This is a genomic window from Tenericutes bacterium MZ-XQ (assembly GCA_002838205.1).
Taxonomy (GTDB): domain Bacteria; phylum Bacillota_I; class Bacilli_A; order Acholeplasmatales; family Acholeplasmataceae; genus Mariniplasma.
In genome coordinates this window covers 1849352-1863536 of sequence record CP017950.1, presented here as the reverse complement: position 1 = coordinate 1863536, position 14185 = coordinate 1849352, and the positions used below count along the sequence as shown (strand labels likewise).

General features: G+C 33.1%; 14 protein-coding genes. 13 read left to right on the top strand and 1 reads right to left on the bottom strand.

All coding sequences use genetic code 11. From position 1 onward, the window contains the following. Positions 1-4 precede the first annotated feature (4 nt). From BK011_09230 to BK011_09200, 7 genes are all read left to right on the top strand, one after another. Entirely contained in the window at positions 5-757 is a 753-nt protein-coding gene (locus BK011_09230; GenBank protein AUD65858.1) for a hypothetical protein, read from the top strand. Continuing rightward, positions 738-1517: a hypothetical protein gene (locus BK011_09225; protein AUD65857.1), complete on the top strand. Its 780-nt coding sequence runs from the start codon at positions 738-740 to the stop codon at positions 1515-1517. The genes BK011_09230 and BK011_09225 overlap by 20 nt, the downstream gene beginning before the upstream one ends. Before the next feature lie 204 nt (positions 1518-1721). Further along, complete coding sequence (locus BK011_09220; GenBank protein ID AUD66182.1) at positions 1722-2195, top strand: IS200/IS605 family transposase; 474 nt, start codon at positions 1722-1724, stop codon at positions 2193-2195. A gap of 206 nt (positions 2196-2401) precedes the next feature. Continuing rightward, complete coding sequence (locus BK011_09215) at positions 2402-3739, top strand: hypothetical protein (protein ID AUD65856.1); 1338 nt, start codon at positions 2402-2404, stop codon at positions 3737-3739. 60 nt (positions 3740-3799) lie between these two features. After that, positions 3800-4099 (top strand): hypothetical protein, encoded by a 300-nt coding sequence (locus BK011_09210; protein AUD65855.1) that lies wholly within the window; start codon positions 3800-3802, stop codon positions 4097-4099. A 108-nt stretch (positions 4100-4207) separates the two neighbouring features. Beyond that, the gene (locus tag BK011_09205; GenBank protein AUD65854.1) at positions 4208-4966 is read left to right on the top strand and encodes a hypothetical protein; all 759 of its coding nucleotides are present in this window, start codon (positions 4208-4210) and stop codon (positions 4964-4966) included. Positions 4967-5019: 53 nt separating this feature from the next. Further along, positions 5020-5325, top strand: coding sequence for a hypothetical protein (locus tag BK011_09200; protein AUD65853.1), 306 nt, complete (start codon positions 5020-5022; stop codon positions 5323-5325). Between the two features lie 213 nt (positions 5326-5538). On the opposite strand, the gene BK011_09195 is transcribed toward BK011_09200, so the two are convergent. Continuing rightward, positions 5539-6699: a hypothetical protein gene (locus BK011_09195; GenBank protein AUD65852.1), complete on the bottom strand. Its 1161-nt coding sequence runs from the start codon at positions 6697-6699 to the stop codon at positions 5539-5541. 264 nt (positions 6700-6963) lie between these two features. Here BK011_09195 and BK011_09190 point away from each other — a divergent pair, with 264 nt between their 5' ends. From BK011_09190 to BK011_09165, 6 genes are all read left to right on the top strand, one after another. Further along, the gene (locus BK011_09190; protein AUD65851.1) at positions 6964-7941 is read left to right on the top strand and encodes a hypothetical protein; all 978 of its coding nucleotides are present in this window, start codon (positions 6964-6966) and stop codon (positions 7939-7941) included. Between the two features lie 37 nt (positions 7942-7978). Then, complete coding sequence (locus BK011_09185; protein ID AUD65850.1) at positions 7979-8947, top strand: hypothetical protein; 969 nt, start codon at positions 7979-7981, stop codon at positions 8945-8947. 198 nt (positions 8948-9145) lie between these two features. Then, positions 9146-10402 carry an ABC transporter substrate-binding protein gene (locus tag BK011_09180; protein ID AUD65849.1) on the top strand — a complete coding sequence of 419 codons (1257 nt, stop codon included), beginning with the start codon at positions 9146-9148 and terminating at the stop codon, positions 10400-10402. An 83-nt stretch (positions 10403-10485) separates the two neighbouring features. Next, positions 10486-11418: an ABC transporter permease gene (locus tag BK011_09175; GenBank protein AUD65848.1), complete on the top strand. Its 933-nt coding sequence runs from the start codon at positions 10486-10488 to the stop codon at positions 11416-11418. Between the two features lie 32 nt (positions 11419-11450). Then, the gene (locus BK011_09170; protein ID AUD66181.1) at positions 11451-12323 is read left to right on the top strand and encodes a sugar ABC transporter permease; all 873 of its coding nucleotides are present in this window, start codon (positions 11451-11453) and stop codon (positions 12321-12323) included. Positions 12324-12339: 16 nt separating this feature from the next. Beyond that, on the top strand, positions 12340-14166 hold the full coding sequence (locus BK011_09165) for an alpha-amylase (protein AUD65847.1): 1827 nt from the start codon (positions 12340-12342) through the stop codon (positions 14164-14166). The last annotated feature ends 19 nt before the right edge of the window (positions 14167-14185 follow it).

Below are 14185 nucleotides of genomic sequence, written 5' to 3'. Positions count from 1 at the left end.
CAATATGGATTATATTTTTGTTGATAAAACATTGAAAGTGTCTATTTATAAGCAAATTGCACAATCAATCACAGAAGCAATCAAATCAGGTATTTTAAAATATGATGATCGCTTGCCAACAGAAAAAGAAATATGTCGTATGTTTTCTATTAGTCCTACGGTTGTTAAAATGGCATATGAAACTTTGATACAAGAACATATGATCAAAAGAATTAAAGGCAAAGGTACTTTTGTGACCAATAGATTTCATTTATTCACACCAGTGAATGAATTTTATCAATTTGAAAGTCATTTAAATGATAATGACCTTAAGTATGCATATCAAATGATCATGATTGATTTAGTTGATCACGATATATTAGCATATCGGATGTTAGAACTTAAAAGAAATGAGAAATGTTATTACATCATTCGCATTATTAAAAACCAACAAAATCCAGTATTGTTCCAAAAAATATATTTACCTGAGAAGTATTTTCCAGACTTAAATGAGAAATTCGAATCTTCGACACGCTTATTCGAGTTTATTGAGCAAACATATGGTTATAAGATTAAACATATGCAAAATACGTTTAATGCAATCAATGCTAGTTCAGATGAAGCTTTATTACTTAAGATTAATCCAGATGATGCAATCTATTCGGTAAGATCTATTATCATTGATGATAAAGATAGAATCATAGGATATGTATCTAATTTTTTCCCTGGAGAATTTACTGAATTCGAGGTGATGGTTTATGCAATCGAACAAAGTTGATTTGATTTCAATTGATCGCAGATCATCAGTTTCTATCAATGAACAAATTAAAGAAAGTATTAAAGCGAATATCCTTGATCAAACATTTTATTATCAGTCTGTGCTTCCTTCCCCAAGTGAACTTGCAAACCATTTAAAAGTTGACTTAACACAGGTTACTCAAGCTTTTAATAAATTGGTAGAAGAAAGATTTATCAAAAAAGACAATGATCAAACATATGTTGTAGCATTCTATGAACTTACGAATTATTTCTTTTATCGAAATGTTGCGGTATATGATGCAATCAGAGCCTTAGGTATGAAACCTTCTATTGAGTGCTTGGATAAAAAAGTTGTAGCATTAAGTAAAGAACAACTTGATATGATGGGGTTTAAATCTGGTGGAAAATTCTTATACATCAATAGAATTTATAAAGGTGATGATAAGCCGATTATTATTCTAGAAAATTACCTGCCTTTATCCATATTTAATGAAATGGATCAAAAGTTTATGGGAACTGAACCACTCAATGCATATATGGAAAAGACTTATCATATCAAAGCAAAACTATCGCATCGTATTACAAAAGCTGTTAATTTGACTGCTGAACTTGCTTCTATTTTAGGAGAAAGAAAAAATGCAGCTTGTATTCAATCTACCAATAGAATATATGATCATCAAGATCGCTTAATTGACTTTGGACGCAGTCACTCGACAAGTAGTTATTACTTTCAAGCATTAATTCATCGAGACGAACTCATGGATTACTATAAAAAATAAATCATATCATACTAAAAAATTAGAAACGCTCATCTATAGACTTAAATGATGAGTGTTTTTGTTATGTTGCTCGAAGAGTAACATAAAACCACCTGCAATGCGGGTGAGACCAGAAAAGCGGAAGCGATAAACAAAAAGAATCCTCTTGGTTGGTATAATGGACATAACCAATTGCCTTACACCAATCAAACCAAGGAGGATTCTATCACCGATGTCAAGAGAAACGATGACACTAGTAGTTTATCACACACAAAATGGAACTGCCAATATCACATTGTATTTTGTCCGAAATATCGACGAAAAGCAATCTATGGTAAGCTAAGAAGTGATATAGGTAGATATTTGAGACGGCTTTGTAAATACAAAGGCGTAGAGATAGTCGAAGCACATGACATGAGTGATCATATACATATGCTCGTCAAGATACCACCAAAACTAGCAGTAAGTTCATTCATGGGATATTTGAAAGGCAAAAGCAGCTTGATTATATTTGACGAGTATGCAAACTTGAAATATAACTATGGATCTAGGCACTTCTGGTCAGAAGGTTACTATGTTTCGACCGTAGGTCTAAACAAAAAAACAGTCGAAAACTACATCAGGAATCAAGAATTAGAAGACCAAGTTAAAGACAAGAGAAGTCTAAAAGAGTATAGGGACCCGTTTACGTGTAAGTAAGGGTGACAAAGGCAATTGGGCAAATAAAAAGACCCTCAAATGGGGGTCGCCAGTAATGTGCCTTGAAGGCGATGAGAAAAACCGTGCCTTGAAGACGCGGATTTTTATTGATTGAATGTGAAAATGATTAGGCGTATAATCGTTATAAATCATCAACATGAAATATGTTTAAGATAAACAATAACATACAAAAGGTGAGATGTGATATGAAAATAATCATTGTTGGAGGGGTTGCAGCTGGGATGACAGCAGCAGCGAAACTAAAAAGACTCGATCCAAATCATGAGATTCATGTTTATGAAAAAGGAAATGATTTAAGTTATAGTGGCTGTGGCATGCCTTATTTTTTAGGTGATATAGTAACTGATGAAAGCAAACTTATTGCAAGATATCAAGATGATTTTAAGAAACAAGGTATTGATGTTTTTTTATCTCATGAAGTAATCTCGGTCCAGCCAGAACAAAAAAGTGTTACAGTATTAAACTTAAAGACAAGAAAAACGTTTGTTGATACTTATGATAAACTTGTGATTGGCACTGGAACAACAGCTAATAGGACACATGTGCCTGGAAGTAAAGATGCTAATTTGTATGTCTTAAACCAACTTCCAGATATGAGAGCAATCAAACCTGAGATTATTTCAGGAAAAGTAGTTGTGATTATAGGCGGTGGATATATTGGTGTTGAGGTTGCTGAGAATTTAGCACTTCAAGGACTTGAAGTTCATATTATTCAACGGGGCAATCAACTTTTAAATGTTTATGATTATGATGTTGCAACAAAAGCCAAAGATGCTTTAGAAATAAGAGGTGTCAAGATTCATTTAAATGAGCATTTAAAAGCTTATCAAAAGAAAGATAACAAAACGGTTGTAGTTACAGACCAAACAACCTATAACGCTGATTTTGTTATCGAATCCATAGGTGTTACTCCGAATACAAGTTTTGTAAAAGATATTGGACTTAACATGATGGAAAATGGGGCAATAATTATTAATGAATATTGTGAAACATCTTTATCGAATATTTATGCTGCGGGTGACTGTGCAGCATATTATCACCAAATTTTAAAAGATTATGTTTATGTACCACTGGGTACCCACGCAAATAAAACAGGAAGAATAGTTGCTGAAAATATTTTTGGATTAAAGAGTGCTTTTCCGGGTATCATAGGATCCAATATTATAAAGGTAGGAGATTTAGCGTTTGCAAAAACAGGATTAGGCTTCGATGAAGCTAAAAAGTTAGATTTAGATTATGATTTTGTTGAAATTACAGCAAAGCAACAAACCTCTTATTATCCAGGTGCAACTGATCTCTATGTCCGTTTGGTTTTTGAGAAAATAACAGGGATCATAAAAGGTGCTCAACTTGTTGGTGAAAAAGGTGTTGCTGATCGGATTAACATTATGGCTTTAGCGATTACAAAAAATTTAACTGCAGCTGAATTTTCTATGTTAGATTTCGCATATGCACCACCATTTTCACCAGTATGGGATCCTTTGTTGGTTGCAGCAAATCAAATTAAAGTGGATAAATCATAATATTTGAACATTAAAAACGTTGAGTGTATAATCTATCTATAAAATAGATGAGGTATATATATGGAAGATGGTCTTTTTAATCAAGTGTTAATTATGGGTGCATCATTATTGATTGCATTTGGCGCAAGTTATTTAATCACTTTTTTACTAATTAAAATCAGTAAGAAATTGGTGTTTGCATTGCCGGTGTTGTTTTTGATTGCATCTATATATTTTTGGACAGCAGGACTACTTTCTACAGACTGGGGAGCGTTAGGATATTTAATTATCGCAGTCGTATCCGTGATTGTTCTTTTAGGATCACTGGGATCATCATTACTGATTTATTTTAAAAAGATTAAAGACATAAATAAGGACTAAAAAAGTCCTTATTTTTTTCTTTTAACAAGTAAAACTATATATGTGTTCAATATGGAAAGGGTTCTTGAATTTTCTTAAGATATTTTTTGATATATATTAATTATAAGGATGGTGGTTATGATGAATAAAGTATACCAACGGATGTTGGATTTAAGTGATTATGTATCGAAGGATGATAAGGTTAGATGTCTTTTAGGTTTAGGGAGTATCTCAGAAAAAGAAAGACTCGATCAATATTCAGATATCGATTTTTTCTTAATCGTGGAAAATGGATATAAAGATAAATTTATAGAAAAATTAGACTGGCTAGAAGTAAAACCATTAGTATATGTATTTAGAAATACCAAAGATGGATATAAAGCACTTTATCATGATGGGGTGTTTGCGGAATTTGCAGTTTTTGATGAAGAAGAAATGAAAACAGCTAGATTTACTGGTGGGACTGTTTACTATCATAAGGATGATTTTGATCTTGAACTTATTCAACCTAAGTTTGAACCCAAACATAAAACAGTTAATGTGGATTTTAATGTAAATGAAGCGATGACTAATCTTTATATTGGTTTGCTTAGGGATTTAAGAGGTGAAAAATCATCTGCGATGACATTTATTCAAAGTTATGCCTATGGTCTAGTCATTGAGTTGTTTCCAAAAGTTTTTGAAGAAGAAAAGATAAACATTGATCCATATGTTTTTGAACGAAGAATTGAGAGAAGGTTTCCCAATCAATTAGAACTTCTTAAGTCCATGAGACAAGGTATAGAACATAATAAGTCATCTGCAAAAAATATACTTGAGTTTTTGAACGAAAATTTTAGTGTGAATCAAGAGTTTTATAGACACATAAATGATTTAATCACAATTTAAATTGAGTTGATTTATTGAATCATAAGGCATATACTTAAGTTAGAGGTGGTTATATGCCTTATATGCTCATAAGCGCAGATATCATTAGATTTAGTCTATTTATCTTTTTATCATTTTTAATAAGTCTTCCAATGAGTTGGCTTCTTTCTCAAATCAGTCAGAAGCTTATTTTTCTCATACCAACACTGTTTGCGATACTAGGGATTTTATTGATGATCATGGGATTGTTAGCTGAAAGTTTTGGTCCTATTGTGTTTTTTGTTATGGGGATGTTTTCATTTTTGATATTTGTAGGGACCATGGCATCCTCAGTTGTGATAAAAATAACTAGAAAAGCTCCGGAAAACAAACCAGAGTAGATAATATAGTTAATTTTTTTACAGATATATGTAATATATAATTTACATTTAGTCATATATAATATATAATTGATAGTAAAGAGGTGACTAACTATTAAAAGTCAAGTACTTTTATTAGACATACTGTAAAAACCTCCTATAGCAGATAAAATATGGAGGTTAGCTTATATTACAGATGACTTTTTACTTAACCGCCACAGTTTAAGTAATCAGTTATTTGAGTTTAGAAGAATCAAAATCTTCATGATGAGTTTCCAAATGATGAATCACTCTAATCAGTTTTTTGGCGAGATGAATAAGTGCGACACGGTGATGTTTCCCCTCTTGTTTCTTCTTGGTGTAATAATCATAGAACACAGGGTTGTGAGTCATAACCATCAGGCAAATATTAACGAGCGTAGAACGTAGATATTTACTACCGCGTTTGACAAGTTTACCTGTAGAAGACATGGTGCCAGATTGTTTGATGGTTGAATCTAGACCTGCATAGGATAACATTTCAGAGGGATTTGAGAAAAGCCGAATGTCTCCGTATTCACATATAATAATAGCTGCTGAAATGATGCCAATACCCATAATTGTTTGAATCTTTGTTGGATACCGTTCCATTAAAGAAGTGATTTGTTTCTCAGTTTCTTCGATATCAGTGTTAAGTTTCTCAACATATGAGATTGAGGTCTTTAATTTAAAGAGTTGATGATCTTGAGTGACACCAATGGTTGATTTCGCGAGGTCTTTCAGCTTCACAAACTTAGGATAATTGAACTTACCCTTTGATAGTCTTCGAAGTTTATCGAAATGACTATCGGTCATCTTAGCGATTTTATCTGGAGAAGAAAAACGTTTTAAAATGTGCAAAGATGTACCACTATAGCCTTGTTCTCGCATAAAAGGCTTATATTCAGGAAAGATGACATCTAAGACCTTAGTCATCATATTGTAGTGCTTTGTCCGTATAGAAATGAGTTTAAATCGTAACCTAGTCAGTGATTTTAAAGCACTTATATGATAAGATTGATGATGATAGGCTTTGTAGTCTACAGATCTCATATAAGTTGAAATCAATTGAGCATCTTTCTTATCCGTCTTTGTTTTTCTTAGTGAATGGGCTTCTCCAAACTTCTTCACTAGAAAAGGATTAATCTCCATGAACGAATAGCCATGGAGGGTAAGAAATGACTTAAGATTTTCACCATAATGACCTGTAGCCTCTAAGCCTATTATCATTTCTTGCTTCACATAGGGTTTAAAATGCTCTAAAAGTTCTTTAAACCCGGACTGACTGTTCTCAAATGAGAACTGATAATCAACTGTTTCGGTGGCGATGAAACAGTCGTGCTTGTACTTTGAAATATCGATACCGATATAGATCATAAGTACACCTCCTTAAAATTATGTGTACATGTGGTAAGTCCAGCTAATCTTTATCTCATAATCATGTAAAAAGCGTCTTGCGCTAACTAACTATTGCTGATTAAAATAAAGACCGTGGTAAGCGTCACCTCGAAATAGTCTAAGCTATATAAAAATGAAACAAATCCACAGTACATTATTATTATATTAAATTAGAAAGAAAGGGGAAAGATTTAAATCCGTCTTAAGTACTAACTTAATACAGTTTAAATCTTACATGAATATATGAAAAGGATTATAAGCTGTGGGGAACTCTTAATCGATTTCATCCCAAAAGAAAAAGGAAAAAGAATTAAAGACATCGACTCTTTTATTAAAAAACCAGGTGGTGCACCAGCTAATGTCTGCGTTCAAGCAGCAAAACTAAATACACCATCAAAATTCATAGGACAAGTTGGTAAAGATGGGTTTGGTGATTTCTTAAAACAAACATTAATCAATCATCAAGTTGATGTAAGTCATTTATATCAAACAGAACACGCAAATACTGCTTTAGCATTTGTTACTCTTTCGAATGAAGGAGAAAGGGATTTTATCTTTTACAGAAATCCAAGCGCAGATCAAATCTTAAACTCTTCTCAAGTCAATCACATTGATGTAGAAAATAGTATCTTCCACTTCTGCTCTCTATCTTTAGATGACTATCCATTAAGAGATGCAATTAGAGATTTACTTGTACGTAACAAAGTAAATAATAACTTAATCAGTTTTGATCCTAATTTAAGATTGTCTTTATTTAAAAACCACAAGACTTATCAAAAAGTCATTATTGATTTTATGGCATATACAGATATATTAAAAGTGTCAGATGATGAACTTACATTTATTACCAAAAAAGATAATGAGTATGATGCAATCAATTATCTATTTAGTCTCGGTATTAAATACTTAATCATCACCAGAGGTAAAGATGGAGTTACTTTTATCGATAAGAACAGAACGCTACACCGAAAGGGATTTAAAGTAAAGGTTGTTGATACTACTGGAGCTGGTGATTCATGGATTGGTGCTTTCTTATCACAAATTGCAAACCACGAATCTATCGATCAACTCTCTGATGAACAAGTCCTAGATATACTTAATTTCGCAAATGCAGCGGCAGCAATCACCACAACAAAGCACGGTGCAATCTCCGCTTTACCATCACACGAAGAGGTCGGCCGTTTCATAAAAAAACATAATTCTAAAAAACATATGAGTTAAGTCTTAACATTGATATAATTGTTTTAGGAGTGATATGATGGCTAGTATCATTGATGTTGCAAAAAAAGCTGGCGTAAGTATAGCTACTGTATCCAGAGTCATAAATAGCAGCGGTTACGTGAATCAAGCAACAAGAGAAAAAGTATTAGAATCTATAAAAGCACTTGGCTATGTCCCAAACGAACTTGCAAGAAGTATGTTAAAGAAAAAGACCAAGTTAATTGCGATGATTGTACCTGGACTATACAATCCTTTTTTTGCTGATATCGCTCATCATGTTGAGCAAGAACTTGATCAACATGGCTTCAAGATGTTAATCACAAACTCTTCTTCTCCTTTAGGATTAGAAGTTGAATATTTAGAGATGCTCAAACAAAATAAAGTGGATGGCCTAATCATCATTTCAGATAATGAAATCGAAGACTTAATCGAAGGTGAACTGCCAATCGTTTCATTTGATAGGCATTTCAAACACACACCTTATGTAGCTTGTGATAATTATGATGGCGGAAGACTAGCAGCAAAATCTTTATCAAACGCAGGGTCCAAGCATTTATTATATTTAGGAGATGACTCGTATGTATCTCAAGGTCATTTTGCAACAGAGGTCTCAAAAAGAAAATCAGGATTTTTAGATTATTGTCAAGAACACCATCTAACCTGTGATGTCTTAGAATTTCCTAAAAACACACCTATAGAAGATACTATTAGAACAGTTTTATCAGAAAAAGTTCACGATGGCATATTCGCAATTTCTGATTTCTTAGCTACAAAAATCATTAGAGAAGCAAAACATCAACAAATCAATATCCCACAAGATTTAAAGATTATCGGCTTTGATGGTATGGATGACAGTTTAAATACAGGATTAATCATAACTTCTATATACCAAAATCGGACAAAAATTGCTAAAGAACTTGTAGATACTCTAATTAAAAAAATTAAAGGTAAGCATGTCGATCACAAAATTATTCCAGTTTCTTTAAAAAAAGGTGAAACGCTATAACTACTCTTTAAAACTGAGATAACGGCTTTATGCCGTTTTTTTCATTTTCCACAGAAAAACATAGAAAAAACACAAAAAACAAAATATGTAAACCTTTACATAAAAGTTATTGACATTTATTTTCAAGTGTAGTAAGATAAAAATATAAATATGTAAAGGTTTACACATTTAAGTAGACCACGAAAGGAAAGGGAGAAAATGAAGAAATTTTTAGTTTTATTTGTACTTCTTGCAACAGCAATTACACTTGCTGCTTGTGGTGGCGGATCAGAAGAAATCTATCTGCTTCAAAACAAACCTGAAATTGACACTCAATTAAAGGCTTTTGCTGAACTTTACGAAGAAGAATACGGTGTAACAGTTAACGTCGTATCTTGTGGTGGAGATGCTTGTCAATTAGCAAACCAATTACAATCAGATATCGCTGCTGGTGAAACACCAGACATCTTTGTTATTGATGGTCTTGCAGCATATGAACAATACGATCATATTTTATACGACTTATCAGACGAAGCATGGGTTGATGATACTGATGTAGCATTTACTTATGATGGATCAGTTTATGGTTTTCCAATTGCTGTTGAAGGTTGGGGTCTTGCATACAATGCTGATTTACTTGAAGAAGCTGATATTGACCCAGCTACTTTAAATAACTATGCTGCATATGCTGCTGCATTCGCAAAATTAGATGGCATGAAAGCAACTTTAGGTATTGATTCAGTAGTATCTATGGCTGGTGGTGCTTCTGGTATGAGTTGGGTAACTGCTGACCATAACTTTAACTCACTTCTATCTGCAGGTCTAGCTTATGATGACTTATCAGTCGTTAATGCTTTACTTGATGGCACTGTTAATGCTTCTCGCTTAGAACAATATGCAAATTGGGTTGAACTATTATTTGAATATGCAGATCCAACAGTATTATCTACAGGTGATTATGATGCACAAGTTAACGCATTTGCTGAAGAAAAAGCAGTATTTATTCACCAAGGTAACTGGATTGAACCAAACCTAGCAGCTGCAAATGTAACATTCGATCGTGCTTATGCACCTCATGGTACATTAGATGCTGTAACTGACGGTATATTTGTTTCAGCTCCATCTTGGTATGTTGTTAATAAAGATTCAAACAACTTACAAGGCGCACTAGATTTCTTAGAATATATGGCTACTTCTGAAGAAGGTCATAACTATATGGTAAATGAAATCGGTGCAATCCCAGCATTTAAATCAGTAACATTACAACCTAGTGCTCCACTTTCAGTTTCAGTAGCTGAATGGATGTCAGCTGGTAAGATTTATGCTTGGAACCAATATTATTTTACATCAGACTTTAGATCAAACACTTTAGGACCAATCTATGCAACATTCATTTCTGCAGTGCTTGATGCTGAAGCTACGGCTAAACAAGAATTCATTGATGAAATGACAACAGCTTTTGAAGGTTTGGCATAATTATTAAACAAAAAGAAACACATATAAATAGAAAAGTAGGGCATCTCCCCTACTTTTCATTTATGATAAGGAGCTGAAAGCCCATGGATTCAAAGTTAGATTTTAAATTAAAATTAAAGAGTTATTGGCGAAAAAACAGTATTTGGGTTTTTGTACTTCCAGCACTCATTGCATTTACTTTAGTGATTGTTGTTCCTTTTGTTATCGGATTTTATTATTCGTTTACCGATTGGGATGCAACCGGAAGAGAAATCACTTGGATTGGATTCACCAATTACATTGAAGTTTTTTCACTAAACCCCGCATTTATATATTCAATCATTATCACCATTGTATTTTCATTCATTAATATTATATTAATCAATACAGTTTCATTTTCATTAGCTTTACTAGTCACAAGAAAATTAAAATTCCAAAATGTTTACCGCCTTGGATTTTTCTTACCAAACCTTATCGGTGGATTAATCTTAGGTTACATTTGGCAATTTATCTTTAATAATGCCCTCCCTAGTATTGGACAGGCCATAGGAAGTTCTGGACTAGGCGATCTTCTTATGTTATCAGATAGAAACACTGCAGTCTTAGCAATCTCAATTGCTTGGGCTTGGCAATATGCAGGATATATCATGATGATTTATGTGACTGCAATCCAAAACATTCCAAAAGACTTAATTGAAGCTGCTCAAATTGATGGTGCATCAAGCTTCCAAAGATTAAGAAATATTACATTACCTATGGTTGCACCTGCGTTTACAGTAACATTATTCTTGACGCTCATCAATTCATTTAAACAATTTGATGTGAACTACTCACTAACACAAGGTGGGCCGGTGACTAGATTTATGGGATCTTCCATCTGGGGAACAAAACTCATCCCAATGCAAATCTATGATACTTATGCAGAAGCCTTACGTCCGGCACTAGCGCAATCGATGGCCATTATCTTTTTCATCTTACTCACCATCGTATCTATTGCTCAAGTAAGATATTCTAAGAGTAAAGAGGTGGAAATCTAATGACAAATGAACTAAACACTCCGAAAAGACGCATGAAACGTTCTTCAATGATCAAATGGGGAAATATTGCACTTGAAGCATTAGGTGTATTACTTTTTATTATCTTTTTCATGCCTATTGTATTAGTCATCATCAATGCTGCAAAAGGTTCTTCATTCTTAGTTACAAGTGATCCACTCAATTTAGATGTTGCCCAAATTTCAATTTTACTAGAAAATATTAAAGAAGTTTGGAGTAATCCAAACATCAATTTCCAATCAGCATTTGTCAGTTCACTGATTGTTACTTCACTTTCACTCATATCGATTGTTGTTGTATCATCTATGGCTGGTTGGGCATTAGTAAGAAGAAAAACCAAAGCTTCAAATATCGTTTTTTATCTATTTGTAGCTGCAATGATTATACCATTCCAAGTCGTTATGCTTCCATTAGTCTCGTGGTTTAGAGCCTTAAGAGATTGGACAGGTATTCCCTTTTTAAGATCCTACTTTGGTATGGTTGTTGCATATATTGGATTTGGAGCTCCACTATCCATATTTCTTTATCATGGATTTATCAAGTCCATTCCATATGAACTTGAAGAAGCTGCACAAATCGATGGTTGTAATAAGTTTCAAACATTTATTTATATCGTTTTACCAATCTTAAAACCAATTACAATCACTGTACTTCTTTTAAATGGTATTTGGATTTGGAATGACTTCTTATTACCACTTCTTGTATTAGGTAAAGGTACTGACATTCAAACTGTTCCACTTGCAATCGCAAATTACGTGGGTGCATTTATTGTTCAGTGGCAATACTTATTAACAGCAGTCTTAATGGCAATGGCACCAGTCCTTGTATTATTCTTATTTGCACAAAAATATATTATCGAAGGTATGGTTGCTGGATCTATTAAATAGTTAAGGAGTATACACGATGACCAAAGAAAAAATATTAAAATCACTCCATAAAACATATATGAACATCTATGAACCCATCGGGTTTAATGATGATGATTATAAACGTTTCATGGACAAAATAGAACAAGCAAAATTGAATAGAACAACATCACTAAAAACAAGAGATCGAAGAAAAAAAGATTGGTATCAATCCGAAAAAATAGTCGGTATGACTTTATATGTTGATTTGTTCTCAAACAATATTAAAGGTCTTATCAAAAAAATACCTTATTTCAAATCCTTAGGCATCACATTCATTCATCTAATGCCACTTTTAAAACCTAGAGAAGGCAACAACGATGGTGGATATGCTGTAGAAGACTATAGAGATATCAATCCAAATTTAGGCACTCTAGAAGATTTTAAAAAACTTGTTGAAAAAATGCATGAAGCTGATATCAATATCGCAATTGATTTTGTAATCAATCACACTGCAAAGGAACACGAATGGGCAAAAAAAGCTGCAAAAGGTGATCCATTTTATCAAAATATGTATATGATGTATGATTCTGATGAGATCCCCAACAAGTTCAATGAAACTGTCCCTGAAGTCTTACCAGACATCTACCCTGGCAACTTCACATATTATCAATCATTTGGTAAATATGTATTTAAATCTTTTAGTGAATTCCAATGGGATTTGAATTTTCGAAATCCAATCGTTTTAGAAGAAATTTTGGATATCTTTTTCTTTCTAGCAAACTTAGGTGTTGATGTTATTAGACTTGATGCAATTCCCTTCATATGGAAAGAATTAGGCACAACTTGCAGAAATCTACCAAAAGTACACGAGTTCATGCATCTCTTTCATCTTGCAAAGGATTACGTTTGTCCAAGTGTAGTTATTTTAGGTGAAGCAATTGTCGAACCTCATGAGATTGTCAGATATTTTGGAACCAATGAAAAACCAGAATGTCAACTAATGTATAACGCAAACATGATGGTTAATCTTTGGAACGCAATAGCCACAAGAGATCAAAGATTGCTATCCATAGATAATCAAAGATTTGATTTGCCACACCATGGAACATGGATCAACTATGTCAGATGTCATGATGATATTGGTTGGGGATTAAATGAAGAAGCATTAAAATCTATGGGATTTGACCCTTTTAGACATAAACAGTTCTTGATAAATTTTTATAATGGATCGTTCATAAATAGCTTTGCAAGAGGTGAAAACTACCAATTTAATGCGAGAACTCAAGACGCAAGAACCAACGGTACATTCGCATCACTTGCAGGACTCGAAAAAGCACTTCAAGAAAGCGATGCTTTTGGTATAGAAGAATCAATTAAACGTATCAACATACTAAATACTTACATGTTTTCAATGCCTGGCTTTCCACTGATTTATAGTGGTGATGAAGTTGCGATTTTAAATGATTATAGTCATCATCAAGAAATTTCTAAATTAGATGGCAGATGGCTACATAGACCAAAATTCCCGTGGAACAAGGAAAAGGAATTTAACAATCCTCAAACACCTTCAGGAAAAGTTTTTAGTCATATAAAAACATTGATATCATTAAGAAAAAACGAGAAACTATTCAATAATAAGATTGAGCAAAGAGTCATTGATTCTAAGCATAATCACATCTATGTAGGTTATAAGACCAATCTTGAAAGCTCATTATTATTGATTTACAACTTCTCAGAAAATCATCAAGTTTTAGACTTGAACCATTTAAGAGCTCAAGGATTAAAAGGTATATATATAGATATGTTTCAAAAGAAAAAAATTGATCTTCAAAAAGATCAACTCAATTTATACCCCTATGAATACCTTTGGTTAAAACAATAATTCAGGATTAAGCCATGGC

What these genes read in the sequence shown, in the direction of transcription:
- BK011_09230 (AUD65858.1), top strand. Translation starts at nt 5, where the DNA reads ATGGATTATATTTTTGTTGATAAAACATTGAAAGTGTCTATTTATAAG.
- BK011_09195 (AUD65852.1), bottom strand. Translation starts at nt 6,699, where the DNA reads ATGATCTATATCGGTATCGATATTTCAAAGTACAAGCACGACTGTTTC.
- BK011_09205 (AUD65854.1), top strand. Translation starts at nt 4,208, where the DNA reads ATGGTGGTTATGATGAATAAAGTATACCAACGGATGTTGGATTTAAGT.
- BK011_09190 (AUD65851.1), top strand. Translation starts at nt 6,964, where the DNA reads ATGAAAAGGATTATAAGCTGTGGGGAACTCTTAATCGATTTCATCCCA.
- BK011_09200 (AUD65853.1), top strand. Translation starts at nt 5,020, where the DNA reads ATGCCTTATATGCTCATAAGCGCAGATATCATTAGATTTAGTCTATTT.
- BK011_09215 (AUD65856.1), top strand. Translation starts at nt 2,402, where the DNA reads ATGAAAATAATCATTGTTGGAGGGGTTGCAGCTGGGATGACAGCAGCA.
- BK011_09225 (AUD65857.1), top strand. Translation starts at nt 738, where the DNA reads ATGCAATCGAACAAAGTTGATTTGATTTCAATTGATCGCAGATCATCA.
- BK011_09175 (AUD65848.1), top strand. Translation starts at nt 10,486, where the DNA reads ATGGATTCAAAGTTAGATTTTAAATTAAAATTAAAGAGTTATTGGCGA.
- BK011_09185 (AUD65850.1), top strand. Translation starts at nt 7,979, where the DNA reads ATGGCTAGTATCATTGATGTTGCAAAAAAAGCTGGCGTAAGTATAGCT.
- BK011_09210 (AUD65855.1), top strand. Translation starts at nt 3,800, where the DNA reads ATGGAAGATGGTCTTTTTAATCAAGTGTTAATTATGGGTGCATCATTA.
- BK011_09170 (AUD66181.1), top strand. Translation starts at nt 11,451, where the DNA reads ATGAAACGTTCTTCAATGATCAAATGGGGAAATATTGCACTTGAAGCA.
- BK011_09165 (AUD65847.1), top strand. Translation starts at nt 12,340, where the DNA reads ATGACCAAAGAAAAAATATTAAAATCACTCCATAAAACATATATGAAC.
- BK011_09180 (AUD65849.1), top strand. Translation starts at nt 9,146, where the DNA reads ATGAAGAAATTTTTAGTTTTATTTGTACTTCTTGCAACAGCAATTACA.